Origin of the sequence: Emticicia sp. (genome assembly GCF_049241225.1) — a bacterium.
Taxonomy (GTDB): Bacteria; Bacteroidota; Bacteroidia; order Cytophagales; family Spirosomataceae; genus Emticicia.
In genome coordinates this window covers 1-25,025 of the sequence record NZ_JBMLRC010000054.1, presented here as the reverse complement: position 1 = coordinate 25,025, position 25,025 = coordinate 1, and the positions used below count along the sequence as shown (strand labels likewise).

Genomic DNA, 25,025 nt, shown 5'->3' with positions numbered 1-25,025 from the left:
GACCAATGCCATCCGTGTCCCCTACGTGCCTTCGGGAGACACGGATGGGACGAAAATTGTTAAGTTTACACAGAACTCTCAAAAGTTTATAAAAACGAATAGAGAAGCTCGAAAACTTTATTTACAATTTAATAGAACAGACATGACATCTTTTGAACATTTGATAGAAGAAGACATTAAGGCAATATTTGACTATTGTGAGGGAGTAAATGGAATTTATTGATGCAAGAGACAAGTTAAAAACTTGTCCTACAAGTAAAATCACGTGCTATCAACTTTCTCAATCACGATTTTTTATTTCAGCACTCCGCATGGGCATTGAGTCAATGGTTGCAAAAAGTTTTTCACAAGAAAGGAAGTCTTTTTGTCGGAGTTTAACGCCGCCATCTAAGCCAATCAAAATAACCTCGAAAGGAGTATTTGCTTGTTTAAACTTTTCAAATAAACTTTTTGATTTCTGTATCTCGCTTTTGGGTATTACTTGTTGATATTCTCCTGGTTTTAAGTTATAAACAATCAAACTTCGTTCACTCATTCCTTTTTCATTAGCTTTAAAGGCAAGCATTTGTCTTTGAAAAGCCGCATTATCTTCGGAAAGAATGAGTATAACCCGATTTTTCCAAAGGTGCTTCGATAGATTTTGTGCCTGTGAAGCACTAAATTTTGAGAATATCATTATCAGAAAGATAAAAAATAAGTTCTTCATGAGCTTTGAGCGGGTTGTGAATAATCATTTTGGAATGATTAAAGAATATTTTTACAAAGCTATGTTTTATTAAAGAATTTGTAACTACTCGATGCCATGAGTTAGAAAATTTGTTACAAACTCAGACTCACCCCGAACCATCAATTTCTTGATGTGGCGGTGTTGAAATAACTAATCTCAACGATGTTTTTGTATGTATTTCGCTGACCTAATTATTAATATTTCCTGCCAAAAAAACTCTTAAATACTACATAAGTAGTCCACGGTCAATAGTCGACAAGTCCACAGAAAGTTAATGGGCTTATAAACAGCCTCTTAGCTATTTATAGAATTGTCGATTATATAAATCTTATTACTTAACTATTTTATTACAAGTTGTTTAGTATGTCAATTACGTTTTTCTACTTCAATATTAAATCCCTTTAACTTTTTTTGTCGTATATAGAAAAAAGTAACACAAACTTAAATTTAAAAATTCGTTATGAATCCAAAGAAAATCAAGATGCTTGCAGGAGCATCTGCGGTAGCTTTTGCTCTTTTTGTATCTTCATGTGAAAAAGATTCCATGACCACAACACCGAAGCCAGATGTAACATTTTTCGCATTGGCTGATGGCAAACAATTATTGAAAATAAATGCCATGAATTCGGAAATGGCATCGGCTACAACACCAATTACTGGTTTAATGACCAATGATGCCCTTACTGCCATTGATTTTCGTCCGGCTACGGGTGAATTGTATGGAGTGAGTGCCATGAATCGTTTGTATGTAATTAACCAAGAAACTGGTGCAGCAAGAGTAATTGGAATGGCGGCACTTAATCCTGCAATCAGTGGCTCGGCAGTAGCTTTAGATTTCAATCCAACAGTTGATAGAATCAGATTAGTGACAAACACTGGTCAAAACCTACGCTTACACCCAGAAACAGGTGCAGTTGCTGCTACTGATGGCGTAATTAATGGTGGCATGAGTCCAAGTATTGAGTCGGTAGCGTACACAAACAATACTGCTGGTGCTTCGACTACTGTTTTGTATGACATTGACTCTAAATCAGATAAACTTTACAAGCAAGACCCACCAAACAACGGAACTTTAGTTGAGGTCGGTGCTTTAGGCGTTGACATTACGGCTTCGGCAGGTTTCGATATAAATCCAGCGGGAGATTTGGCTCTTACGGCTGTGCAAGTAGCAGGTAAATGGGAACTTCACCAAGTTGATTTGATGACAGGAAAATTGACGAAAATCGGTAATCTTCCATCAGGAAATATCAATGGTTTGGCAATTCCGACAGCTCCAGTGGCTTTTGCAGTTGATGAAAGTAATAATTTATTAGCATTCAACTTTATGAGTGTTGGTACTCCTGTAAGTAAGCCAATTACAGGTTTACAAGCGGGTGAAACAGTAGTAGGAATTGATTTTCGACCTGCGAATGGCCAACTTTATGCCTTAGGAAGTTCGAGCCGTATGTATGTGCTAAATACTTCTTCGGGTGCAGCTACGGCAGTAGGTACATCTCCTTTCGCAACACTTTTAACCGGAACTTCATTTGGTTTTGATTTTAACCCAACTGTTGACCGTATTCGTTGTGTAAGTAACTTAGGTCTAAACCTTCGTTTACACCCCGAAACTGGTTTAATTGCGGCGGTAGATTTAACATTAAACCCAGGTGTGCCGAGCATTACGGCTTCGGCTTATACAAATAACTTTGCGGGGGCAACAACCACAGTTTTATACAACATCGATAGTGCTACCGACAAGCTTTATAAGCAAGACCCACCAAACAACGGTACACAAGTAGAAGTTGGCTCATTAGGAATTAATGTTGAAGCTGCCAGCGGATTTGACATTGGCAGTAGAAGCGGAATGGCTTATGCGGCTCTGAAAGTTGGTTCAAGTTCGGCTTTATACACGATTAATCTTACAACAGGTGCAGCAACAAAAGTAGCTGATTTGCCGACTTCGGTTCGTGCTTTTGCAATCGGAACAGGATTCTAAGCGATGCTTTGTTGAGGTACACAATTCAAAAATAAAAGGGCGATAACTCGGTGTATCGCCCTTTATTTGTTTTATAACTCATCATTAAAATTGTACTGCACCCGAATATTGTAGTGTTGCAATCGCTTTTTCGTATTTTGATTTGAGATTTTCGAGTTTTGTTCGCATATCAATCAATTTTGTTTCTCTCGAATTTATCAAAAACAACGTACTTTCTCCTATTAAGAATTTCTGTCTTTCGGCTTCGAGTAGTTTTTCTTGATTAGCGTTTGCTATGACTTGAAACTCAATCTGTTTGGCCAGATTGACTACTTCATTATACGCACTTTCAACGGCGATTCTTAGCTCTCTTCCAACAATATCCTTCTCAAAAGTTGTTTGTAATTGCTTGATTCTGACCGACTGTAATTTACCACGTTCTTTTCTGAGCAAAAGTGGCATTTCGAAATTGACTCCGAATTTATGATTGTTGAGTAAAAAGCCACTTGCCACCGAACCCTCTTTTTGATAGCCAGCTGGCACACGCAAGAGATTGAAATTTACATCAAATTTAGGTTTGAGCATTTCAACCCTAAATCTTTCTTCGATTTGAAGTTGCTTTTGTTTCAGAATAATCTTAGCAATTTCGGGGTGATTTTGCTCTAAATTTCTCAGAATATCATCAACTTTCTGGCGTTCGATGGCCATTGGGCTGATTGTTTGTGGAATAAAATTCGCATCTAATTCGAGCGGCTGTTCGTTCTGGTTCCATAAGTAATTAGAAATAGCCAACGCACCGTTTCGAAATTCTAATTTTGATTGTTCGAGAATCACTTGTCGGTCTTGCACCGTGATGGCCGCTTCTACGCTATCAATGGCTGCAATTTCGCCTATTTTGGCTCGCTCGCTCAATAATCTAAATCGGTCGAGTGCCATTTGATAAGATTCTTCGTTGAGCCTGAGGGTCTGATAACTTAGGTACCATTCCCAATAGTCTTTGGCGGCCGAGAAAATAAATTTGTTGATAATTTTTTGGCGTTCGGCTTGAGCAATATTACTAAGTAGCCTGGCTTGGAGTAGTGTATTTCGGCGTGCATCAATTAATAGCCCTTGTCCGAGTGGAACACTTACACCGCTAAAAATCAAACTTGCCGACTCATCGCTGCGTAATCTTGTACCGTTATTTTGCTCGTAGCCACCTTTTATCTCGATTCCGCTGTAAATGGGCACTTTCAAGGTGCTCTCAAAACGATTGTAATAATCTTTGCCATCAAGAGCTTTTCTGTCGAATGTCGTGGCAAGCTTTGGGTCAAATTGCCCACGAGCTTGCATCATTTCGGCTTTGGCATCATCAAGATACAAATTGGCTTGCTTGATTACGGGGTGATTTTTGAGAATTATTTCCTGAAAATCCTGAAAACTAAAGATCTCTGTTTTTTGTGAAAAAGACCTCAAAGTGGCCAAATTCAAGACAAAAACCAGCAAAATGACTGTTTTCAAAGAAATATATCGTTTTATTGGTTTTATCATTTCTGAAATTTTTACTGGTTATTGAGGAACTGGTTAATTCGTGTTCCCTGAAAAAAAGCGGCGTATTTGATACGCCACTATAAATTATTTTTTAGCAGCAGTTTCTTTGCCTGCTTTTTCTCCTTCTTCAGGAGCTTCTTTTAAGCTCGGAGGGAAGGCATTTAGCTGACGCCAGATTTCGTACCAAACTGGTACATCATCGAGCATTATCCAACCATATACGCCCGAGCCAACTCTGAGTTGTTTAGGCCAATTGCCGCTGTCAGGAGTTATAAGTAAGCGGTATTGGCCATTTTTACTATCAATCATATCAATTACTCGAACTTTTCCAGCAAAAGTACCAACCGAAACTGACGGCCAACCCGAAAACTGAATGGCTGGCCAACCTTCAAACTCTAATCGAGCGATGCGACCTTGCTGTATTAGAGGAACGTCCATTGCATTGACGTATAATTCAACAGCTAAGTTTGGATTTATTGGTTGAAGCGTACATATCGACTCGGTTTCTTTGAGGGTTTCACCAATACCTGCTTTCATGGCTTTGACTACGTATCCATCCTGCGGAGCTCTGACCACATACATATTTCGACGAATATCGACGCTGGCTTGTTTATTTACGATTTTTGAAATCTCTGACTGTCCATCTGAGATCGAAGCTAAAGCCGAACTTCTGTCTGAGCGTGCCTTGGCTATTTTTTCGGCATATTCGGCATTGATTGAGTTGAGTTCGATTTGACTATTGATGAGCTCTTGTTTCGAGATTGCCAATTTGTTTTGTACCGAAATGAGTTTATTCTGTGTTTCTTGTACTTTTAGGCGTCTGGTTTCGATTTCATTGAGCGACAAAATTCCTTGTTTTTCTTGGGCTAAACCACGGTCAAGTCGGTCTTGAGCAATCTTTACTTGTAATCTTTCGGCCTGAATATCAGCACTATCGGCATTAACTTTGGCTCGGTTTTGTTTTACTTTGTTACGGGCTTTTTCAAGACTCAGTTTCCAGTTCTGTGATAAGGCATCAATTTGCTTTTGTAAAGCATCTGCTTTTGCTTTATAGCTATCAAGAGCTTCTTTTTTGGCTTGTAGTTGCTCGTTGAGTCGAAGTGGGAGTTGAGGGTCGAAATACTCGTCTTTTAATTCGGAAAGAATCACGAGTGTGTCGCCCTTTTTTACTAATTGTCCTTCGGCGATATTCCATTTCTCAATCCTACCCGCTATCACGTTTTGAATACTTTGTGGGCGTTCTGATGGACTCAGAGCCGTAAGAGTACCTTTACCGTTGATGTTTTGCTGCCATGGTAGAAATAAAACAATGATAAAAATGATAAAAAAGCCTAATAGCCAACGTTTCAAAACGTGAGTGCTTTTTGGGGTGCTTACTAATTCTTGGATGTAGGCATTGCTCGATTCGCTGACCGAGTTCGGCACTACATTATTTGATAAGTTTAACATATTTCTTTGGCTTAATTAAAATGTTTTGAATGATTCTCTGTAAAACAAGTACTTGATTATCAATAGATATACACAAGAACCGTTTATTAAACATATCAATACAAATAATTTTGAAAAGCTGGATTTGATTTTAAATCTTCGTATTTTCCTTCTTGAATAATCTGACCTTTATCCATCAAAACAACTCTATCGCATCGCTGCATGATGTTTTCTTTCTTAGTTTCGATTATCACCGTTGTTGATCTTTCGGATGATGAAAAAATATAGGCGATTGTTGCTTCTAACTCGGCTTGGCTGAATGAGTCGAAACAGTTTGAGATTATCAAAAGGCGTGGCTGCATAAGTAAACAGCGGGCTAAAATGAGTTTGGTTTTGAAACTATCAGAAAACTGTCGTCCGCCTGATAGGATTTGGGTTTGGAGACCTTCTTTTAGTTTGCCAATACTCTCGGTTAGTTGCAGACCATCGAGCACTTCCTGAATCCTTTGCCCGGTTAGCTCCGCTCGGTTGAGCGAAATGTTTTCAAGAATTGTTCCATCAAAAATTGCATCAATAGTCTGATTTTTCTTTACATATTTAAAGAAATGCTCTTGCTGAATATCACGCATCGAAATGCCATCGTAAGTGATGAGGCCTTGATAGTTTCCTAAAATTCCGGCCAGAACCTTCAAAAAAGTCTCTTTCCCTGAGCCGTTCATGCCCGAAATGGCAATTCTTTCGGAAGGATTTACTTTCAAGTTGATGTTATTTAAAACATAGTCGGGGTTATCCTCGAACTTATATCTGAGCCCTTTGAGTTCAAGACCGATTCCTTGTTTACCACTATCCAGATGTCTCAAAACACCTTTATGATTTTCGAGCGGAAGGTCAGAGATTTGACCCAGCTTATCCACAGCTGTTAGTAAATCGAAGATGGAGTCGAAAGAAAGAATAACCTTTTCGACCGAACCTACCACCAAAACCACTACTATTTCGGAGGCTACAAATTGGCCAATTGTAATCTGCAGATTTACTACTAAATATGTTCCTAAAATCAATAATCCACCGACCACTAATACCTTGAAGAATACGGCATTATAAAATAAGATGAGTAAGTAAGTAAAATATTTTTTGCGATATTTTAGGTAGTTACTCGATAAATGCTCCATTTTTTGGAGAGGAAAGTTTTGTACTCCTGCAATCTTAAACACCGCGACCATTCGGGCCATATCTTGCAACCAGTAAGCTATTTTGAATTTATATTTCGACTTGATGATGTTGGCATCTAGTAGTCGTTTACCGTAAATTCTGATTACTACGAAAATGACTAAGGCGGTCAGTAAAGCAAAACCAATAAATAATGGGTGATAGGCTGAAAGCAATAATAGCCCAAAAATGATTTGAATAACTGCGGCCGTTACATCAATCAAAATTTTGGGTAATGTTTTTTGTACCGTTATGATGTCGAAAAAGCGATTCATCAATTCCGGTGGATAGAAGTTTCTAAGTGCTTCGGTCTTGATGTGTGTAATGCGATAGGTATATTCAAAAGCTGATTTAATAAAAAGCCGCTCTTGTAGGTACTCAACAATAGTCAGTTGCATGACTTGCATGACCCCCGAAAGAACCAAGGCTAAGATAACTAAACCAATCAAGATATAAATCGAACTAAAATAAACCCCACCTTGCACGAAACCAATGATGGCCTGAATGCCTAGTGGCAATGCCAAACTAATCGAACCAATCAAAATCGCATAAACGTAAATTGAGTAAATATCACGTCGCTCAATGCGAAGCATATTCACCAAGCGTTTGAAGGGCGATAACTTCACAATCTCGTTTTGACCTTCGTTGGAGATTGACTCGACTGGGAAAAATGTAAAAAGCTGAACCTTTTCAGAAGAAACGTCCAGCTTTTCGGTAATATTATTGATAGGCGATAAACTATCACCTTCAATTTTAAAGACTTTTCTCTCCTTGTTTTTTTTGCTTGGTACAAAAAAGTAAGCAGCTCCACTATTATCAAATAACAGAAACGGAGTTGTGGTTTTCTTCTCAAACTCTTTTACTTGCTCTGCCGCAACTGAGTTTTCGATGAGTAATATACCTTTTTTCTCAATGCTACTGCGAAGTTCGCTGATAAACTCTTCAGTCGAATTAAAAGAAACTCCACCCAAACTAGCGGGGTTATTAAACTCAAAATATAACGCTAAATTATCTAAGACTTTTCTCAATACTGCTTCATTCATAAGGCTACGATTTTCTGGATTTGGAGTAAACAAAAAACATTTTTGCCATCCTTAGTTCAAACAAACGTATAGACTTTATTGTTCAAATCATCAAGATTTTAAAATACTAAAAATTAACTCTGCGACGACTAAAAAAGCTATTTTGGCTGTTTTTACTGCAAAATTTGAAGTTTTGCTCTTTTAATCCTAATTAGAATGTCATTAGAAAGATGTTTTTAGTTTTCTTGAAAACATTGAATAAGTAAAAATACTCATTTGGTTTTTCTCGGGATTGGCTATTCAAATAAATTGATGAGATGCCTTTTTTCTATCTAATTAGTATGTATTTGCAGATTTTACCAATTCTTTTGCAAAGTTGAAAGCGGTGTCTTCTCCTGCCACAAAATCAGCGTAGTTTTGTCGAACTTCATGTTTTGGTTTTAAATAAAGCTCGTTTGTGGCGTTGTAGTTGATTTTGAGTAGAGGTAAACTTACCGTAAATTTTGTGTTTGGTAGCGTAAAAGAAGTAAACTTTCCGGCCGAAGACCCATCAGATGCACCGCCACAGGTTGTACCTATTAGCTTGACATTTTCTTGATTTTTGAGGTGAGCTGCCAAATAAACGGCCGTCGAAAAAGTGCCTTCATTTATTAAAACAAAGACATTGCCCCTGAACTGAAAATCATTGACTGGCTCATAAAACCGATTGACTGAAAGAGCTTTTTTCTTGTCTTTAATGTTCGGACTGCTACTGATTTGGTATTTTGTAAAAGGCTTGACCAGTAAATATTTCAGTATTTCATCGGCATAGTCAAGGCCACCTCCTACGTTGTTTCTTACATCAATGATTAAGTTTTTTGATTGCTTTTCGGCAATTTTCTTAAAAATATTCTGAATTTCGCTGTGAAAATTACCATTTTCAAATTCGTTGCCATCGAAACTTCTGATGCGTAACACTGAAGTTTTTGCTGTGTTTTCGCTCAAATAGATGTTTTTATAAAAATCAACATTTCGGATAGGGTTTCGTTCGGCTTCCATTTCTCGTAGGTAAGCCAAAGGCTGGGTTTTCACACTTAGGCTTTTTTCTTCTTTGTTGATTTTTACTTTTAGATGCAGCTCGTCTTGTTCGTCAAAAAACAGGTAAAGTAATCTTCTAAAATTGCGTTGAAGATAATAGGTTTCTACGTCAGGGTTTTGTCCGTCGCCATTTTGAAAAGTATATTTCGAAAGGTTTTTGAGCAATTTAGGCATCGGAATATCTTCGATTGCTGTAATTTCTGTACCTTTTACCAGCAGATTGTTTTCAGATAAATTTCTTGAAACATAAACTTTATCGCCAAAAATTGCCACATCCATTGGCAAAAATTGAGGATTTACGTTGTTGGGTTTAATGAGGCGTTCGTCAACTAAAATAGAGGTATGTCCGCACCGAATGGCACGAGTTAGATTGAGCAAATGGGCAAAAGTTTGTTTCACAGCCAATGGTCGCTCAATTTTATACAACGAATCATAAACCTGCTGAAAACGATTTTGCTCAATAAACTTATAAGGATTGGGGTGAATTTCTTCGATGCGTTCTTTTAGAAATGCCAAATCTGCTCGTAATTCAATAGGGGAGAATGTTTGCCCAAAAATCTTCGTGAAGCTAAAAACTAATAAAAAGAGAAGAATTTTAGGCATTTTAGAATTTGGGCAAATAAGTTTCTTTTTTAACGAAAAATGAATGATATTATTTCTTGACCGAACGTCGGCCGCCATTAAGGCACCGCTCGGCGGTCCGATAAGAAACACTAAGTGTCACGGAGGAAAACCTTAGTGGTTCTTAGAACCTTAGTGGCGGCCGACGCTCGGTAGAAAATCAACTATATCTATCATTTCGCCAAGGATAGGCCGTATTTGAATATCCTCTTTCTTCCCAAAAACCTAATTTGTTTTTTGGCAAAAACTCAATTCTTTTTATCCATTTAGAGCCTTTCCATGCGTACAGTTGTGGTGTAATCATTCGGGCGGGGCCACCGTGTTCTTTAGCTAAAGGTTCGTTGTACACAGTGTGGGCTATCAAAACATCTGGTTTTAAAGCCTCTTCGAGCGAAACATTGGTTGTGTAGGTATCATACCCGTAGCACATGATGTGTGTAGCGGTTTCTTTTGGCTGGACAAGTGCCGCCAAATCAATTAAACGAACGCCTTTCCAAACCATATCCATTTTAGACCACGTAGTGACGCAATGAAAATCGCTGGTGTCTTCTACCTGAGGCAACGCCATGAAATCTTCCCACGTTAGCACAACTGGGTTTTCAACTTCGCCGTTGATTGTCAAACGCCAGCGGTCGAGGCTGATATCTGGGTGATAACCCAAATCAAGCACGGGCCATTTTACGGTAGTTGTCTGTCCAACCGGAAGTTGTGGCATTCCGTGTCGGTTGATTGGCCCTTTTCCCATTGGCTTATCATCAGCCATTGATGGTGTGGTTTTCATTTTATCCTCAAACCGAGCTTTGAGTTTCATACGAGCCTCAATGATTCGGTCGAGTTTGTTTTGTTCTTCCATTATCTATATTTTGTTTCATTACTTAATCAATAAACAGCCAAAGCCGCTATTTAGTTTACCCAATCATAGCCACAAATTTATCAAAGCAGCCTTGCCGATGTACGGTGTGGCTTTAGCCGAATCATCTAGAATAATTGTTGAACCATCTGCTCCCAAATCCCAGATGTTTCCTTGCAGAAAAACGTTTAAACCTTTACTAACACCTGCTTCGTTTTTTGCTCTACTGCCCATTGCGTGTTTTACCCAAGCTTCTCCGAGTGTAAGCTTTCCTATACTTGCTTTAGCATCGGCGGGTGTATCGGCACCCGAATACCCCGTCCATTTTTTATGCCAATTGCCAGTGCCGTTTGAGTAGGAGGGCGTTACGATAAAATCAACACTTTTCTGTTTCAAGACTTTATACGAATCCGAAAACCACGCATCGGCACAGACTAACACGCCCATTCGCCCGATGGAAGTATCAAAAACAGGAATTTCTTCGGGTTTAGCCGGACAAACAAACGATAATTCATCGGCTGTCGGGAATGCTTTTTTTATCAAGTTTGGGTTGAGTTTACCTTTTGAATCAAATACCATTGATGTATTATAAAGCAAACCCTCATTTATTGTTAAATTACCATTTTCAACGCTCGGATTGGGTAATAAAATCGAACCCGCTACGATTGTAATGGCATACTTTGCAGCTAATTCGGAGAAAGTTTTCTGATATATTTTTGCCATTTCAGTGGCTTTCATGGCAAATACTGCGTATTTTACTTTATCTTTTACTGTATCGGGGGCAGAAACCAAAGTTTTCGCAAACTTCCCGATATTATTGAGCACCATTGTTTGCAGACCTTCCTCTAATGTTTTAGCTTCATACAAACTCGCTTTTTCGTTAGCAGCCACTAAAAACGTACCGATGTATTCAGGAAAAACAACTACTGTTTTTTCGGGTATGAGTAGTTGGCTTTTCGTAGCTTCAATCAGATAAAACTCAATTTTTTGCTTAAAGTTGTCTTCTGAGGCATAATCGACTGAGGTCATGAATGCTTGTATGCCAAGAATATTGCCCTTTTCGGTCGAATCTCCGTACGATTCCACTACATCAACTCTAAGTGTGGGTTGTAAGCTTGTGCCTTTATCGGTGCTGGCCCAAACCCAATAAATTCCCACCACAACAATCAGAATGAGCAATATGGCTTTGAAGATTTTTTTCATAAATTCTTAATTTTATGGGCAATTTTCAAAATATTTTGTCAAGATTCCTGAGCCTTTTCTTAATTTTGTTTTAAAATTGCACAAACAAGTACCATTGGGCAACATCAACAATAAAATAATTTTTAAAGAAGACTGGGCATAAAACAATGACAGAACCTTACATTGTCGGTATAACGGGCGGAAGTGCGTCGGGAAAAACATATTTTTTACATCAATTATTAGGGGCTTTTTCGGAAGAAGAAGTGTGTTTAATCTCGCAGGATAATTATTATCGTACACAAGAATTTGTACCGAAAGACCAAAATAACGTAGAAAACTACGACCTCCCCGAAGCCATTGATTTTGAGTTATATGCTCAGCACATCAACGACCTCAAAAATGGTAAAACCGTTCAGCACAAAGAATATGTATTCAATAATCCAAATGTAGTTCCGAAGACCTTGACTTTCAAGCCTGCACCAATTATTGTGGTTGAAGGAATTTTTGTGTTTCATTCACATGAAGTTTCAAAATTGCTTGATTTGAGAGTTTTTATAGATGCTCGTGAACACATCAAAATTAAGCGTCGAATCATCAGAGATAATAATGAGCGTGGCTATGACCTAACCGATGTGCTGTATCGTTGGGAAAATCACGTAGCTCCTACATATGAGAAATACATCGAACCTACGAAGTATGATGCTGATATAATTATCAATAATAACTCGCATTTCGAAAAGGGACTGAACATTCTGACATCTTTCCTGAAAACGAAGCTGCCGTAATTCGTCGTGATAAAGCATTTCAAGAGGGCCTTTTCTAAAAGAATCGGTCCTCTTTTTGTTTGAAAATAGGCACGTTTTTTGCTTAAAATTGGAAAAGTTCGCTATTGAATATTCAATTATAAACAAATGAAACGTATTTTATCCTTCGCATTGGTAGCCGTCATTGGCTCTGTTATTTCCTGCAAAAAAGTTAATGATGAAGGAATAACCCCTCAGCAAACTTCACAGTTAGCTAAATGCCCACTGAAAAATGTTAATACTTCTACCGGAACTACAATTGCTACTTTTGATTACACATTCAACCGTATCAAACGAATCGTTAATAAAGAAGATAATCAAGTAGATGCTGTTTTTACGTATAATAATAAAGATCAGATAGAAAAGATGACTATCTCGAACGGAAATGCGTTGGAGACTTACACCGTGACCTACGTTTATGATGTAGCAAGTGGAAGAATTACTAAAACACGCACAGCTGTAAAGGATTATGAGTTTCAGGTCAATGATTTTGTGTATGCAGGCGATAAACTTACTACTATCAACACAAGTTTGGATATTTTCGGCTATAAAGTAAAAGGTGTATCCCGCGTAGAATATACAAACGGAAATGTATCAAAAGTTTACACTAAAATCGAAGGAGAACCTGAGCTTTTGGCTTATGAAGGTCTCAACTATGATACACGAGCTCAATTCTATCCCGATGGCTATCGTACGATGGCTTTTGGTTTTATAGGTCTTGCCAATAGCTATTTTGCTTTTTTGGGTAAAAATAACCCAACTTCAATTAAAATATATGATGATAATGGCAAAGTAGAAGAGGCCATCGAAACAGTGTATGAATATAACAAAATGGGTATTCCGACTAAAGGAACCAAAACAATCGTTAAAGGTGAAAATACAACTACAAAGACAGTAGCCTACCAGTATATGTGTAATTGAGTTGTCGGAAGATAAACAAAGTCGTCAGAAAAACTGTTATTTTTGCAGTAGCAAATATTCCTATCAGTCTAAATTTTTCTTATGCAAAATATTCTTTTCTGGTTCAGAAACGACTTACGACTTCACGACAATGAGGCTCTCATTCAGGCAACTAAAGCAGGAAATGTTATACCTGTGTATGTTTTTGATGAACGCCAATTTCTTGATACCTCACTTGGTTTTAAACGCACCGGAGGATTAAGAGCTAAATTTCTAATCGAATCCGTAGAAAACCTTCGTACAAATCTTCAACAAATCGGTTCAGATTTAATCATCAGAATTGGTAAACCCGAAGAGATTTTGGCTAAAATGGCAGCCGATTTAAAGGTTGCGGCAGTTTTTGCTAGTAAGGAAGTGGCCCAAGAAGAGACAACTATCGAAGCGAGTCTTTCAAAAAGGCTTAAGCCACTTAATATTGAAATCGAGTTAGTCTGGATTGCAACACTCTATCACGCACGTGATTTGCCATTTCAAATAAATTTCCTGCCCGATGTTTTTACTGAGTTTAGAAAAAAAGTAGAACGCTCGGCCAAGATTCGTTCAACTTTTGATAAGCCCAAGACCCTCGCGAAAGTTGACAAATCTATCGAAAGAGGAGACTTACCCACACTTAAGCAGCTAGGCTATGAGAATAATCTGAAAGCCGACAAACGATCTGTTTTGGCATTTAAAGGTGGCGAAACAGCTGCTTTATATCGCCTTGATGAGTACTTTTGGGATGATGATTTATTGAAAACTTATAAAGAAACCCGCAACGGACTCATCGGAGCTGACTACTCATCGAAGTTTTCGGCGTGGTTGAGTTTAGGGTGTATTTCGCCACGAACCATCTATGAAGAAGTAAAAAAATACGAAAAAGAAGTCACGGCCAATGATTCGACGTACTGGTTGATTTTTGAACTCATATGGCGTGATTATTTTCACTTCATAGCCTTGAAGTTTGGTACCCGAATCTTCAAACCAAGTGGCGTAAGAAACGATTTAATGAAACCATGGAGGCATGATAAAGTCAGATTTGAAAAGTGGGTGAATGGCGAAACAGGTGTGCCATTTATTGATGCAAATATGCGAGAATTGAAACTAACAGGCTTTATGTCGAACCGTGGCCGCCAGAATGTAGCTAGTTTCTTGACCAAAGATTTAGGTATTGATTGGACTTGGGGAGCAGCCTATTTCGAAAGCCAACTCATTGATTATGATGTATGTAGTAATTGGGGAAATTGGAATTATGTGGCAGGCGTAGGCAACGACCCTCGAGAAGACCGTTACTTCAATATTGGCCGTCAGGCTGATATGTATGATAAACAAGGTGAATATGTAAAACTTTGGCTACCTGAATTGAATAAAATTCCAGCTGAAAAAGTGCATTTTGCCGGACTTTTGAATCGTGAAGAACAGAAGAAATATGATGTAACGTTGGGAGTAGATTACCCAAATCCGGTAATTGAAGTAAAGAAATGGTTAAAATCATAGGAAGTTTTTAGAAATCGACATCAAAAATATCCGTTTGCTGAGTTTTTTATCCATTTATAACATTTAGACACTTGCATATCATTTTCAAATCATTACATTTGAAGCAAAATTTAACCAATTACAAAAAAAACGAATTAAAAAAATGAACAAAAGCACACTCATCATCGTTGGTATTTTACTCATCTTCGGTATGTACGGATGTAGCTCATACAACGGTTTGGTAGGAAAAGACCAAGACGTAAAAGGAAAATGGGCAAACGTACAAACACAATATCAACGCCGCTCAGACTTGATTCCGAACTTGGTAAATACTGTAAAAGGTGCTGCCGATTTTGAAAAAAGTACACTTACTGCCGTTATTCAAGCTCGTGCAAGTGCAACAGCCGTAAATATCAAAGCTGACGAATTAACTCCAGCAAATATTCAGAAGTTTCAGGCTGCTCAAGACCAACTAAGTGGTGCATTAAGCCGTTTATTGGTTTCGGTTGAAAAATACCCTGATTTGAAAGCCAACCAAAACTTCTTGGAGCTTCAATCTCAACTTGAAGGAACTGAAAACCGTATCGCAGTAGCTCGTAATGATTTCAATACATCTGTACAAGGCTATAACTCATCGGCACTATCGTTCCCGACCGTAATTTTTGCAAAAATATTTGGTTTTGCCGAAAAAGGATTCTTCCAAGCTTCTGATTCTGCACAAGCCGCACCATCAGTTAAGTTTTAATTGAAGACAATATTGAAAAAATTGAAGATTAAGGAGTAATGATTGAAGATTTTAGAATGATTTTATTACAAAAAATCAACAATCTTCAATTGCTAATCCTTAATCTTTAATAAATAATATCATGGTAGTGGTCTAAGTTTCATTAAATTCAAAGAAAACCATAAAAATGCTTTTGTCAGAAACTGAAAAAGAAAAGGTCATAGCTGCCATCAAGCAAGCCGAACTCAATACTTCGGGCGAGGTAAAAGTGCATATCGAAGAGCGTTGCCCCGAAGCAGACCCGTTTGAGCGAGCAAAGCAAGTATTTCAGTATTTGAGTCTTGACACAACCGCTCAGCGAAATGCCGTGCTATTTTATTTAGCTCACGGCGACCGTAAGTTCGCGGTTTTGGGCGATGTAGGCATTGACAAAGTTGTACCTCCAAATTTCTGGGAAAGTACTCGTGATACTCTTCGTATGTATTTTGCACAAGGTGATTTTAGTGGAGGTTTACAGATGGGAATCAAAGAAGCAGGGTTTCAGCTAAAAAGATATTTTCCTTATCAGAGTAATGATATTAATGAGATTTCGGATGATATCTCCACAGCTCCTATACCTTGATTTACACAAACCTTCTCTCTAACATCTATCCGCACATATTTGACATTAATTCTGGCTAAAATTAAGCCTCTGATTGATAACTAATAATAATTGTGGTTGACCACTAAAACCTTTCGATGCTCAACAGAATTTTCATATTTCTTTTTCTTATTCAAAGTTTTGTCTTTGCACAAGATATTCCGCAAAAGCCAAATCCGCCAAGGTTTGTTAATGATTTGGTGGGCGGCCTATTAAGTCAAGGCGAAATCGACCAATTGGAACGCAAACTAAAAGCCTATAACGATTCCACTTCAACACAAGTGGCCATCGTGATAGTGAAGAGCGTCCAACCTTATGATATTAGCGAATATGCCGTAAAACTCGGCAGAGAATGGGGGATTGGTCAAAAAGGTAAAAATAACGGTGTTGTATTCTTGTGGGCTCCAGGCGATAGAAAAATTTTTATAGCAACAGGCTACGGTGCAGAAGGTGGTTTGACAGACGCGTACAGCAAACGAATTATTGAGCAAGTAGTAAAGCCAAACTTCAAACAATTACGCTATTATCAAGGTCTGGATGAGGCAACAAATAGTATTTTTAAATATTTATCGGGCGAATTTGATGCAGAGCCAACCGAAGAAGGTGATTTAGGAGATGCCATTTTTGCAGTAATATTCTTTATTATAATAATCTTGATAATTTTGTATGTTATTGGCAAAATAAGCGGCGGAAAAGGCGGCGGAAATCGTGGTGGTGGAATGTTTGTGCCGTACACAACTTATACTGGTTGGGGAACTTCATCGGGTGGCTGGTCAGGCGGCGGAGATAGCGGCGGAGGTTTCGACTTTGGCGGTGGTAGTTTCGGCGGCGGCGGTGCTGGCGGAGATTATTAAGGGAGTTTTGAAAGGTATAAAACAAAAAGAGGCACGTGTTGATTATTCTCTGTTAAACAGAAATATCAAACGTGCTTCTTTTATAAATAATCAATTATGAAAAGATATTTCCTTTTTAAGGATGATTCATCTCATAAGTTTTGGGAGATTCACGTTGAAAATAATAAGCATATAATATTCTTCGGTAGAGTTGGTTCAACAGGAACTACAAAGGAGAAGGCGTTTGCTGATAATGCTTCATGTCATTCAGATAGTTTGAAATTAATAAAAGAAAAGTTAAAAAAGGGTTATGTAGAAATAGATAAATCGCTCAAGATAGATGATGCTATTAGTGAAACAACAAATGATAAAATTCTTCATTACTTAACAGTTCTATTAGAAAGTAATACCCAAAAATTTAAATCTTATTCATCTGTTCTGCCGCTCATTACTGAACTTTTTAATTCACTACAAATTTTTGACTGGGATTTATATAAGACTCAGGTTACTGAGGAAATAAAGAAGAACTTTGATGAATGGTGGACTAATCCACAAAAAGGAATAATTGATGAAGTGGCATTATTTTCTATATTATTTGAATATGATTATTATTTACAGAAAGATGTACATGCTCGTGCTTATGGAATTGTTGAATGGGAGGATTTCAAGCCTCATACCAAAAGCTTTGATATGGGCTATGAATATGATTTTGCTAATGGATTTGAAGCTGTTCCTGGCATAACTCTAAATTTTTTTGATAATCTCGAAGTTTTATACTGGGAAAATTTACCAGAAACTATTGATGCTGGAGAACTTTTTTATGCTGAGGGTTACCAAGAAATGATTAAATGCTATGTCTATAATGGCTTGATAGCACTACATAAAGTTTTTGCGGATTTAGATAACCAAAAATTATTTGATAAAATAAATAAACGAAGAGGCTTCATGTTTTTAGTTGGTGAACACGATACAGGAGAGGTTTTTCCTATATATGTGCCATAGTTATTTAGTTGCCACCACAATTCCATCAACTTTAAAACTCTTCTTCTTCCCAATAAACAATTCTTGCCATCCTTCTATTTGGTAATTTGTAAGATGATTTTTATTGAGCGTCATCAAAAGATGTTTCTCTGACTGATACAAATAGTTTTCGGTTTGTAGTAAAGCCTCAATGTGCTTTACGCTTTTATCTTCATCAAAAATAATTTTCAATGATTTTACGGGCAGATTTTCGCTTTCTTTGAGCGTATAAATCGCCATTTGGGGAGTTTCTTCTTTACTATAGCTTAATTGATACGACTGCTTATTTAAATCGGCTTGTAGAAAGAGTTCGAGTTCTTTTTGCCAATCAATTTTATTGGTATTTAAAACCTCTTTCTTTTCTTCAATTACCAAGTTTTTGTGTGTAAGTGGCTGGGTTTTATTCAATTCCGTTATCTGTTGATTCACAATACCTGCCAAATCGAAATATGTTTTTGTAGAATTCTGGTTTTCGGACTCTGTGCATCCGATTATTAATAAGCTGATAAAGAGCAGTTTACGCATTGTGAATAATGGAAAATGAAGAATGTATAATGGGTGAATATCAATAATCTCTGTTAGTGTTGAAAACATAACATTTTTCAAGGGCTTTGGCGTTCCTGTACCCCCTAAAAAAACTTAACCCCACCGCTATCGAGAGCAGTGGGGTAAGCGTCCATCTATTCAACCCTAACCTATTAAACTATGAAAACTTAATATTCTTCTTGAAAGTTGAGTCTTAGCGACCTAACATTTCGATAGCTACTGGAGCTTCGGCCTGCTGTGTGTCTGTTGACTCAACGTTTGATTGGTAATTCCATAAAACTTTAATTACCGAGGCGGTTGTTGTTACTTTCTGCTTCCAAACCTTCGCTTCACTGCCACGTACTTTATTGAGTTTTACTTCGATACTTTCAACTGCTTTAATAAATGCTTCTTTCTTGTCGGCACTCAATGTCATGAATTTAGACGGAGAGGCATTATATAAAGTCACTACTTCTGTGAAAATATTCCAATCATTTGTCTTAACTAATTTTTTCGCATTTTTTGTCATAAAATTTGCGAAATTTGCTTCAGCACCTCTAACTAAAATTACTTCGTTTTTGGCTGAATCACGGTCATTTGCTTTAACAATATTTGCAGTAGTCAATAATGACCCGAATACCAATGCAAATATAACAGATTTAAATGAATTTTTCATTGTTTTGTCTTATTTTCCTTGTGGATAACGATGCAAAGGTATAAGGAAAAATAATACAATCCAAATATCGTCTACAGTCAATAACAGAATATTGTTCTAAAAATATTTGGACTTTTCTAATATTGCACAAATTATAAGTAAATTTTTAACAAAAAAACAAAATAAAATTCGTATTAAAAAAGTGCAACTTGTATTTTATTCTAAAAATAACAAATGTGAAAATTCTTTAAAAAGTACAATCATTCGTTGTAAAAATTCATTGTTCTCTCTACACCAATTGTGCAAAAATTCAAAATTATTTCGCCAACACGGTCTAATCTATCGACAAGCTGAATCATTTCGTCGTCGTTGAAGGCTTTTAACACATATTCTACTTGTTTGCCCGCATGAAAATTATTCCCTATTCCGAACCTCAATCGGTTATAAGCATTTGTACCTAACTTCTCTTCAATATTTCGTAAACCGTTTTGTCCACCGTGCGACCCTTTGGTCTTTAGGCGGAGCTTTCCGAATGGCAAAGCGAGGTCGTCGCATATCACCAAAAGGTTTTCGGTCGGAATTTTCAGGGCCTGTAACCAATAATTAATGGCATTGCCACTGAGATTCATGTAAGTGGTTGGCTTGATGCAGTAAATCTGTTTTCCTTTATACTTAAACTCGGCCGTGTAAGCGAGGCGTTCCATCTTAAATGAAAAGCCTTGCTGAGCCGCCAGCCTATCGAGAGCCATAAAGCCAACGTTGTGTCGGGTGAGTGCATATTCTGGACCGATATTGCCAAGCCCAGCTATTAAATATTTCATAATACCTCTGTTTGTAAATAATTTTTGTGCAAAGTTCATAAAATTAGCAGAATTAGTCTATCAATTTATTAGATTTACACCCAGATTTATTTTAATTTAAAAACCTTTCCCGATTTGTGGCAGGAGTATGAACCGACTCATTCTTAGTAATCCTTTACTTGATATTACACTCAATCGTTTGTGCCAACAATTGATTGAAAACCACGGAGATTTTTCGAATTCAGTAATCTTGGGGCTGCAACCACGAGGCATTTATTTGGCCGAACGCATCACCAAAAAATTAAGGGAAGAAACCAACATTGATATAAAATTGGGGTATTTGGATGCTACTTTCTTCCGCGATGATTTCAGAAGAAGAGATACGCCCCTAAAACCCAACGAAACCAAAGTGCCTTTTGTGATTGAAAACAAAAAGGTGATTTTGATTGATGATGTGTTGGCAACTGGCCGAATGGTTCGTGCGGCAATTGATGCCATGCAAGCATTTGGTCGCCCCGAAAAAGTAGAACTTCTGTGCCTAATCAACCGCCGCTACGAAAGAGATTTGCCGATTCAGCCCGATTATACGGGTATGCGTGTAAATACGCTTGATACGCAGCGTGTATTGGTAGAGTGGAAAGAACAAGGCAACGAAGAAGATAAGATTTGGTTGATTGGTTGATGTTTTGGAATAAGATTTGTGTAGCTACAAACAAAAAATGCAAGAATAATGTCGAAACAACAAAAACCAGCTAAAAATATTTCTCAAAAGCCTATTACTAAACCTCAAAATGTTGTTGCAGCTCAACCTTCAAAAGACATTCGTCCAATTATTTGGGTGGTAATTTTGGTCATAGCTACATTCGTGGCCTATGTTGGAGCTTTCAAGAATGGTTTTGTAGAATGGGACGACCAACATTATGTGACAAACAATGATTTGGTGCTAAATCCGACGGGAGCCAATATAAAAACGTTGATGGGGCGAATCGTGGCTCTCAACTACCACCCTATCACGATGCTTTCCTTGGCATTGAATGTGATTTTGTTTGGCAAAGGAGCAACTTCTTTCATTGTTACGAATGTCATTATTCATACCATCAACACGGTTTTGGTTTTTAAATTTATCCAAAAACTCACCGAAGGTAAAAATATCGTAGCTTTTCTGACGGCTTTGGTTTTTGGCCTACATCCGATGCACGTAGAGTCGGTGGCTTGGATTGCCGAGCGTAAAGACGTTTTATATGTTTTCTTCTTTTTGCTTTCGTGCTTATCTTATCTCAGATTTCGTAGAGAAAATAATAATAAATGGTTGATTATTAGCCTCTTGCTATTCGTTTGCTCGGCTTTATCGAAAGCAATGGCTGTACCTTTACCTGTAGTTTTATTATTGATTGATTATTGGCAAGGCCGAGAATGGCTTTCCATAAAAAACTTGCTCGAGAAAAGTGCATTTTTTGCGGTTGCTCTTTTCTTTGGTTTGATGTCAGTCAATGTGCAGGCTGGTGGAGATTTCTATGGTTTGCTCACGATGACGGATAACCATAAAGCACTTTCTAGTCCACCTTTTTCGGGTTTGGAGCGAATCGCCTATCCGATGTTTGGTTATTTGAAATATCATTTGATGGCTATTTTGCCTTTTGGACTTTCTAATTTGCATCCTTATCCAGTTTCGGGAAGTGCCAGTAATCCCAAATATTTTTTGGCGATTGCGTTCTTCATTGCATCAATCGGTATCATGATTTGGTCGTATAGCCGTAAGAAATACATTTTCTTTGGTTGGGGCTTTTTCTTGGTTACCATTTTCTTAGTATTACAGTTTTTATCGGTTGGTAAGGCGTTTATGGCCGAACGATACTCGTATTTGCCTTACGTAGGTTTATTTTTTATGATTTTCTACGGAATTGATGAGTATCTCAAAAACAACAACTTAGTATTGATAATTGGAAGCATTTTTGGCTTTATTTGCTTAGTTCTAACTATGCAACAGGTAAAAACTTGGAAAGATAATTTTAGTTTGTGGAGCAATGCTTATGAGCAATATCCTGACGACAATAGTATTTTGGAATCAATGGCCGATGAGTATGGCCGACAAGGACAATATGATAAAGTGCAGGAGTTTGGTGAAAGAGCTTTAGCAGTAAACACCAATAGCTATCATACTTACGAGATTTTGGCCAACGTTTATGCTTTGAAAAAAGATATTCCAAAGTCATTACAAATGTACGATAAGGCAATCGCTCTCGATTCTACCGTAGGAAATGTGTATTTCAATCGAGGAGTAACACTCGTAGAGAGCAATCCAGCAAAGGCGATTGAAGATTACAATAAATCAATGAGTTTGCCATCGCACGATAAGCTTTTCAAGATTAGAGGAGCGAGAGCTTATGCGTATCTAAAACTCAATAAATTTAAGGAGGCCATCGAAGATTATACGTATGTGATTGAAAACATTGATACAAACCCTTCGACTTACTACACCGATAGGTCGATTGCGAAGTATAATCTGAATGATAAAGCTGGGGCAATTGCCGATTTGAAACAAGCTGTTTCGCTCGATCCATCGAATCAAATTGCACAAGAAAACTTGAAATTAATTTCTGCTCAAAAATAAAAATGAGTGCCCCCAATGGTGGCACTCATTCTGTTTTCAACCGTTAAACCCTACTACTCAAATATAGGCAGTAGAATGTCTTTTGTAATCTTTTCTCTTAAATATCACGCTTATAATAAGAGTTTTATAAAGAATTACGTTTTTCTTGTGTCCATGGATTATTAAATATTTTTGATGTCTTTTTTTCTGACAATAGAGTTTCAAACTGTATCTTATTTCATATACGCCTGTTTGAGATTTTTGGATTTATAAATTATAAAAATTTGTAGTATTGCTTGGGGCTTTGATCCATAGTTATGGCATGGTTGTTGAGAAAGTTTTTATAGAATGCTTTCCGTATTACTATGAAAAAAAATATTCAAATTCTTTATTGTCTGATTTTTTTCTTACTTCCTTTTCTTGGGATTGGACAAGTACCAACTGAAAATGCTTTATTGTGGGAGATTTCGGGAAAAGGGCTGCAAAAATCTTCTTTTTTATACGGAACAATTCACGTAGTTTGCCCAAGTGACTTAAGTTTTTCGGAAGAAGCAAAAAAAGCGTTTAACGCCTCCGAACAACTCTACCTCGAACTTGACTTAGATGACCCCGAATTAGCCATAAAAATGCAACGCTCAATGGCGAGCCAAACGCATCTGAGAAATCTACTAAAGGCCAATGAGTATGAGCAACTGGAGAGTTTTTTTAGAGAGCGAACGGGCTATTCGATTGAAAGTTTGGGCATGATTAAACCTTTTTATTTGCTTTCATATACTTACTCTCCAATGATTGGCTGCAATCAGCCCATTTCGGTTGAAAAGGGATTGGCAGAAATGGCTTACATTCAAAATAAAAGCATATTCGGACTTGAAACTTTGGCAGACCAACTTTCGGTTTTTGAGAAGATTTCGCAGCAAAAACAAGCCAATATATTGTTGGGTTGCATAAAAGATTTCGGTAAAATGCAGGAATCGTTTCAGACCTTGCTGAAAGATTATAAAGAAGAAAATCTCAATGCTTTAGTACGCACCTCGCTTGATTCTTACTCGGCACGCTACGAACACTTACTTCTGGATAGAAGAAATAAACGTTGGTTGAAGAAAATAGCCAAAATTAGTGCAAAAAAATCTACATTCTTTGCCGTTGGAGCGGCTCATTTGGCTGGCGAAAAAGGTGTAATTAATTTACTTCGTAAAAAAGGTTATACTGTTACGGCCGTGATGACTCAAACTCCTGAAAATTCTTTAATTGTATCGGCTAAATAATCAATTTGAGCATTTGTATGCCACGAACTCAATACAATGCGTGTATTGGGCTTTCCTGTTTTGATTGGATACGCAAAACTGTAAATAAAGATGCCTTTCTGAAACAAAAAATCGTAGAGGTCGTCTCGTAAAGAATAATAAACTGGGTAGTTTTTAATAAAATTAAATAACGACAGACTATCAGATAATTGAGACAAAAAACGATGGATATTATCCTTTAGTTTTTGTTGGTTTTTCTCATAAATTTCATCAGCGTGCATGTAGGCGTATAGATAAGCAGGTGTAATCGGTGAGCAGGAAGCAAAAAAAGCAGTGTATCGGAGCGTATGAATAAAATCTTTATCAGAAAAAACTACTCCGCCCGCAATGCCCATGGCTTTGTGTAGTGAACTAACTACCACGAGTCTTACATTTTCGTTGACAGTTATTTGCTTAAAAATCCCCGAACCGTTTTCTCCCGTAATTCCCAAACCATGCGAATCATCAATAATAAGTGTTATTTTCTGATTTTTAGGTAATTTATTGGTCCAATCGAAGTGATAAGAACTTAGTTTGATTGCATCGCAAGAATTACAAACAATGACTGAGTGAGGGGCGTTTTTCTCCGAAACTTCTTGACAAATGTTGCTTGCCCAAACCTCAAAACTGACACTGGGTAAACTTATATTAGGCTCATGAAAATTGGCCGAATGGCTACTGGGAGCATAAAAAAACGTTGCATTCTGCGTTTTGAGATATTGTGCTACTACTTGCCCCGCTAACATTCCTGACGATACCGTTAGGGCATTTTCTGCCCCAACCCAACGAGCCATTTTTTCTTCGGCTTGGTCGTAAATATCGAGTTGTAGATTTCCGTTGCGAGAACTCCCAAACGACATTCCATAATGATTCATACCCTCAATCAATAACCTTTTGAAGTCAGCATCTTGGTTCATGCCTAAGTAGGCCGTGCCGCTATAAAAATCGTATTCTTTTCCCCCGAGTAAGATTTTGTTGGATGGTAATTGGCTGATTATGAAATCGTTTGGCATTTTGGTTTTGATGAAGTTTTCTCAAACGTGAAATTAGCTTTTTTCGATGATAAATCTAAAAAGGTTAACTTATACAAATGAATTATTTTCAACTCCCTTTCGTTGAAAAATTAAGTATAATTCACAAAAG

Annotated in this window: 23 protein-coding genes; 12 read left to right on the top strand and 11 right to left on the bottom strand. The window is 37.5% G+C overall.

What is annotated here, in order from left to right; translation table 11 throughout:
- Nucleotides 1-223, top strand: a 223-nt coding sequence (locus ACOVO2_RS03755; protein ID WP_421768685.1) for a hypothetical protein, incomplete at its 5' end; no start/stop codon positions are given.
- A gap of 57 nt (nucleotides 224-280) precedes the next feature.
- Here the strand turns inward: ACOVO2_RS03755 and ACOVO2_RS03750 are convergent.
- Nucleotides 281-706, bottom strand: a complete 426-nt coding sequence (locus ACOVO2_RS03750; RefSeq protein WP_421768684.1) for a DUF4174 domain-containing protein — start codon at nucleotides 704-706, stop codon at nucleotides 281-283.
- 481 nt (nucleotides 707-1,187) lie between these two features.
- Here ACOVO2_RS03750 and ACOVO2_RS03745 point away from each other — a divergent pair, with 481 nt between their 5' ends.
- Nucleotides 1,188-2,702, top strand: coding sequence for a DUF4394 domain-containing protein (locus ACOVO2_RS03745; protein WP_421768683.1), 1,515 nt, complete (start codon nucleotides 1,188-1,190; stop codon nucleotides 2,700-2,702).
- Between the two features lie 84 nt (nucleotides 2,703-2,786).
- Here the strand turns inward: ACOVO2_RS03745 and ACOVO2_RS03740 are convergent, their stop codons facing one another.
- The 6 genes from ACOVO2_RS03740 to ACOVO2_RS03715 form a co-directional block, all read right to left on the bottom strand.
- Nucleotides 2,787-4,181, bottom strand: coding sequence for a TolC family protein (locus ACOVO2_RS03740; protein ID WP_421768682.1), 1,395 nt, complete (start codon nucleotides 4,179-4,181; stop codon nucleotides 2,787-2,789).
- A gap of 114 nt (nucleotides 4,182-4,295) precedes the next feature.
- Complete coding sequence (locus ACOVO2_RS03735) at nucleotides 4,296-5,660, bottom strand: HlyD family secretion protein (RefSeq protein WP_421768681.1); 1,365 nt, start codon at nucleotides 5,658-5,660, stop codon at nucleotides 4,296-4,298.
- Between the two features lie 95 nt (nucleotides 5,661-5,755).
- Entirely contained in the window at nucleotides 5,756-7,888 is a 2,133-nt protein-coding gene (locus tag ACOVO2_RS03730) for a peptidase domain-containing ABC transporter (protein WP_421768680.1), read from the bottom strand.
- A gap of 315 nt (nucleotides 7,889-8,203) precedes the next feature.
- On the bottom strand, nucleotides 8,204-9,547 hold the full coding sequence (locus tag ACOVO2_RS03725) for a S41 family peptidase (protein WP_421768679.1): 1,344 nt from the start codon (nucleotides 9,545-9,547) through the stop codon (nucleotides 8,204-8,206).
- 178 nt (nucleotides 9,548-9,725) lie between these two features.
- Entirely contained in the window at nucleotides 9,726-10,418 is a 693-nt protein-coding gene (locus ACOVO2_RS03720) for a sulfite oxidase-like oxidoreductase (RefSeq protein WP_421768678.1), read from the bottom strand.
- Nucleotides 10,419-10,481: 63 nt separating this feature from the next.
- Nucleotides 10,482-11,618 (bottom strand): carbon-nitrogen hydrolase family protein, encoded by a 1,137-nt coding sequence (locus ACOVO2_RS03715; RefSeq protein WP_421768677.1) that lies wholly within the window; start codon nucleotides 11,616-11,618, stop codon nucleotides 10,482-10,484.
- A 146-nt stretch (nucleotides 11,619-11,764) separates the two neighbouring features.
- On the opposite strand from ACOVO2_RS03715, the gene udk reads away from it, so the two are divergent.
- The 7 genes from udk to ACOVO2_RS03680 all read left to right on the top strand — a co-directional run bounded on the left by udk (nucleotide 11,765) and on the right by ACOVO2_RS03680 (nucleotide 18,011).
- Nucleotides 11,765-12,382: a uridine kinase gene (gene udk, locus ACOVO2_RS03710; RefSeq protein ID WP_421768676.1), complete on the top strand. Its 618-nt coding sequence runs from the start codon at nucleotides 11,765-11,767 to the stop codon at nucleotides 12,380-12,382.
- Nucleotides 12,383-12,508: 126 nt separating this feature from the next.
- A complete protein-coding gene (locus tag ACOVO2_RS03705) occupies nucleotides 12,509-13,321 on the top strand; it encodes a hypothetical protein (protein WP_421768675.1) in 813 nt (270 codons plus the stop codon).
- Nucleotides 13,322-13,402: 81 nt separating this feature from the next.
- Entirely contained in the window at nucleotides 13,403-14,833 is a 1,431-nt protein-coding gene (locus ACOVO2_RS03700) for a DASH family cryptochrome (RefSeq protein ID WP_421768674.1), read from the top strand.
- 142 nt (nucleotides 14,834-14,975) lie between these two features.
- Nucleotides 14,976-15,557, top strand: a complete 582-nt coding sequence (locus ACOVO2_RS03695; protein ID WP_421768673.1) for a LemA family protein — start codon at nucleotides 14,976-14,978, stop codon at nucleotides 15,555-15,557.
- A gap of 166 nt (nucleotides 15,558-15,723) precedes the next feature.
- Nucleotides 15,724-16,158 (top strand): TPM domain-containing protein, encoded by a 435-nt coding sequence (locus tag ACOVO2_RS03690; protein ID WP_421768672.1) that lies wholly within the window; start codon nucleotides 15,724-15,726, stop codon nucleotides 16,156-16,158.
- A gap of 116 nt (nucleotides 16,159-16,274) precedes the next feature.
- A complete protein-coding gene (locus tag ACOVO2_RS03685; RefSeq protein WP_421768671.1) occupies nucleotides 16,275-17,030 on the top strand; it encodes a TPM domain-containing protein in 756 nt (251 codons plus the stop codon).
- Between the two features lie 96 nt (nucleotides 17,031-17,126).
- Nucleotides 17,127-18,011, top strand: a complete 885-nt coding sequence (locus ACOVO2_RS03680; protein ID WP_421768670.1) for a WGR domain-containing protein — start codon at nucleotides 17,127-17,129, stop codon at nucleotides 18,009-18,011.
- On the opposite strand, the gene ACOVO2_RS03675 is transcribed toward ACOVO2_RS03680, so the two are convergent.
- The 3 genes from ACOVO2_RS03675 to pth all read right to left on the bottom strand — a co-directional run bounded on the left by ACOVO2_RS03675 (nucleotide 18,012) and on the right by pth (nucleotide 20,030).
- Complete coding sequence (locus tag ACOVO2_RS03675; RefSeq protein ID WP_421768669.1) at nucleotides 18,012-18,623, bottom strand: hypothetical protein; 612 nt, start codon at nucleotides 18,621-18,623, stop codon at nucleotides 18,012-18,014. It lies immediately after the preceding gene.
- A 145-nt stretch (nucleotides 18,624-18,768) separates the two neighbouring features.
- Nucleotides 18,769-19,230: a hypothetical protein gene (locus ACOVO2_RS03670; RefSeq protein WP_421768668.1), complete on the bottom strand. Its 462-nt coding sequence runs from the start codon at nucleotides 19,228-19,230 to the stop codon at nucleotides 18,769-18,771.
- A gap of 239 nt (nucleotides 19,231-19,469) precedes the next feature.
- Entirely contained in the window at nucleotides 19,470-20,030 is a 561-nt protein-coding gene (gene pth / locus ACOVO2_RS03665; protein WP_188770064.1) for an aminoacyl-tRNA hydrolase, read from the bottom strand.
- 127 nt (nucleotides 20,031-20,157) lie between these two features.
- On the opposite strand from pth, the gene pyrR reads away from it, so the two are divergent.
- The 3 genes from pyrR to ACOVO2_RS03650 all read left to right on the top strand — a co-directional run bounded on the left by pyrR (nucleotide 20,158) and on the right by ACOVO2_RS03650 (nucleotide 23,864).
- Entirely contained in the window at nucleotides 20,158-20,691 is a 534-nt protein-coding gene (pyrR, locus tag ACOVO2_RS03660) for a bifunctional pyr operon transcriptional regulator/uracil phosphoribosyltransferase PyrR (RefSeq protein WP_188770062.1), read from the top strand.
- Between the two features lie 48 nt (nucleotides 20,692-20,739).
- Nucleotides 20,740-22,620 (top strand): glycosyltransferase family 39 protein, encoded by a 1,881-nt coding sequence (locus ACOVO2_RS03655; RefSeq protein ID WP_421768667.1) that lies wholly within the window; start codon nucleotides 20,740-20,742, stop codon nucleotides 22,618-22,620.
- Between the two features lie 344 nt (nucleotides 22,621-22,964).
- Entirely contained in the window at nucleotides 22,965-23,864 is a 900-nt protein-coding gene (locus tag ACOVO2_RS03650) for a TraB/GumN family protein (RefSeq protein ID WP_421768666.1), read from the top strand.
- Here ACOVO2_RS03650 and ACOVO2_RS03645 read toward each other — a convergent pair.
- Entirely contained in the window at nucleotides 23,825-24,895 is a 1,071-nt protein-coding gene (locus tag ACOVO2_RS03645) for an aminotransferase class I/II-fold pyridoxal phosphate-dependent enzyme (RefSeq protein ID WP_421768665.1), read from the bottom strand. The two genes, ACOVO2_RS03650 and ACOVO2_RS03645, sit on opposite strands and share 40 nt — an antisense overlap.
- Nucleotides 24,896-25,025 lie beyond the last annotated feature (130 nt).

Coding starts and splice junctions, on each gene's coding strand:
- udk (WP_421768676.1), top strand. CDS start 11,765: ATGACAGAACCTTACATTGTCGGTATAACGGGCGGAAGTGCGTCGGGA.
- ACOVO2_RS03750 (WP_421768684.1), bottom strand. CDS start 706: ATGAAGAACTTATTTTTTATCTTTCTGATAATGATATTCTCAAAATTT.
- ACOVO2_RS03690 (WP_421768672.1), top strand. CDS start 15,724: ATGCTTTTGTCAGAAACTGAAAAAGAAAAGGTCATAGCTGCCATCAAG.
- ACOVO2_RS03675 (WP_421768669.1), bottom strand. CDS start 18,623: ATGTTTTCAACACTAACAGAGATTATTGATATTCACCCATTATACATT.
- ACOVO2_RS03735 (WP_421768681.1), bottom strand. CDS start 5,660: ATGTTAAACTTATCAAATAATGTAGTGCCGAACTCGGTCAGCGAATCG.
- ACOVO2_RS03700 (WP_421768674.1), top strand. CDS start 13,403: ATGCAAAATATTCTTTTCTGGTTCAGAAACGACTTACGACTTCACGAC.
- ACOVO2_RS03680 (WP_421768670.1), top strand. CDS start 17,127: ATGAAAAGATATTTCCTTTTTAAGGATGATTCATCTCATAAGTTTTGG.
- ACOVO2_RS03685 (WP_421768671.1), top strand. CDS start 16,275: ATGCTCAACAGAATTTTCATATTTCTTTTTCTTATTCAAAGTTTTGTC.
- ACOVO2_RS03645 (WP_421768665.1), bottom strand. CDS start 24,895: ATGCCAAACGATTTCATAATCAGCCAATTACCATCCAACAAAATCTTA.
- ACOVO2_RS03720 (WP_421768678.1), bottom strand. CDS start 10,418: ATGGAAGAACAAAACAAACTCGACCGAATCATTGAGGCTCGTATGAAA.
- ACOVO2_RS03745 (WP_421768683.1), top strand. CDS start 1,188: ATGAATCCAAAGAAAATCAAGATGCTTGCAGGAGCATCTGCGGTAGCT.
- ACOVO2_RS03730 (WP_421768680.1), bottom strand. CDS start 7,888: ATGAATGAAGCAGTATTGAGAAAAGTCTTAGATAATTTAGCGTTATAT.
- ACOVO2_RS03655 (WP_421768667.1), top strand. CDS start 20,740: ATGTCGAAACAACAAAAACCAGCTAAAAATATTTCTCAAAAGCCTATT.
- ACOVO2_RS03715 (WP_421768677.1), bottom strand. CDS start 11,618: ATGAAAAAAATCTTCAAAGCCATATTGCTCATTCTGATTGTTGTGGTG.
- pth (WP_188770064.1), bottom strand. CDS start 20,030: ATGAAATATTTAATAGCTGGGCTTGGCAATATCGGTCCAGAATATGCA.
- ACOVO2_RS03705 (WP_421768675.1), top strand. CDS start 12,509: ATGAAACGTATTTTATCCTTCGCATTGGTAGCCGTCATTGGCTCTGTT.
- ACOVO2_RS03650 (WP_421768666.1), top strand. CDS start 22,965: ATGAAAAAAAATATTCAAATTCTTTATTGTCTGATTTTTTTCTTACTT.
- ACOVO2_RS03670 (WP_421768668.1), bottom strand. CDS start 19,230: ATGAAAAATTCATTTAAATCTGTTATATTTGCATTGGTATTCGGGTCA.
- pyrR (WP_188770062.1), top strand. CDS start 20,158: ATGAACCGACTCATTCTTAGTAATCCTTTACTTGATATTACACTCAAT.
- ACOVO2_RS03725 (WP_421768679.1), bottom strand. CDS start 9,547: ATGCCTAAAATTCTTCTCTTTTTATTAGTTTTTAGCTTCACGAAGATT.
- ACOVO2_RS03695 (WP_421768673.1), top strand. CDS start 14,976: ATGAACAAAAGCACACTCATCATCGTTGGTATTTTACTCATCTTCGGT.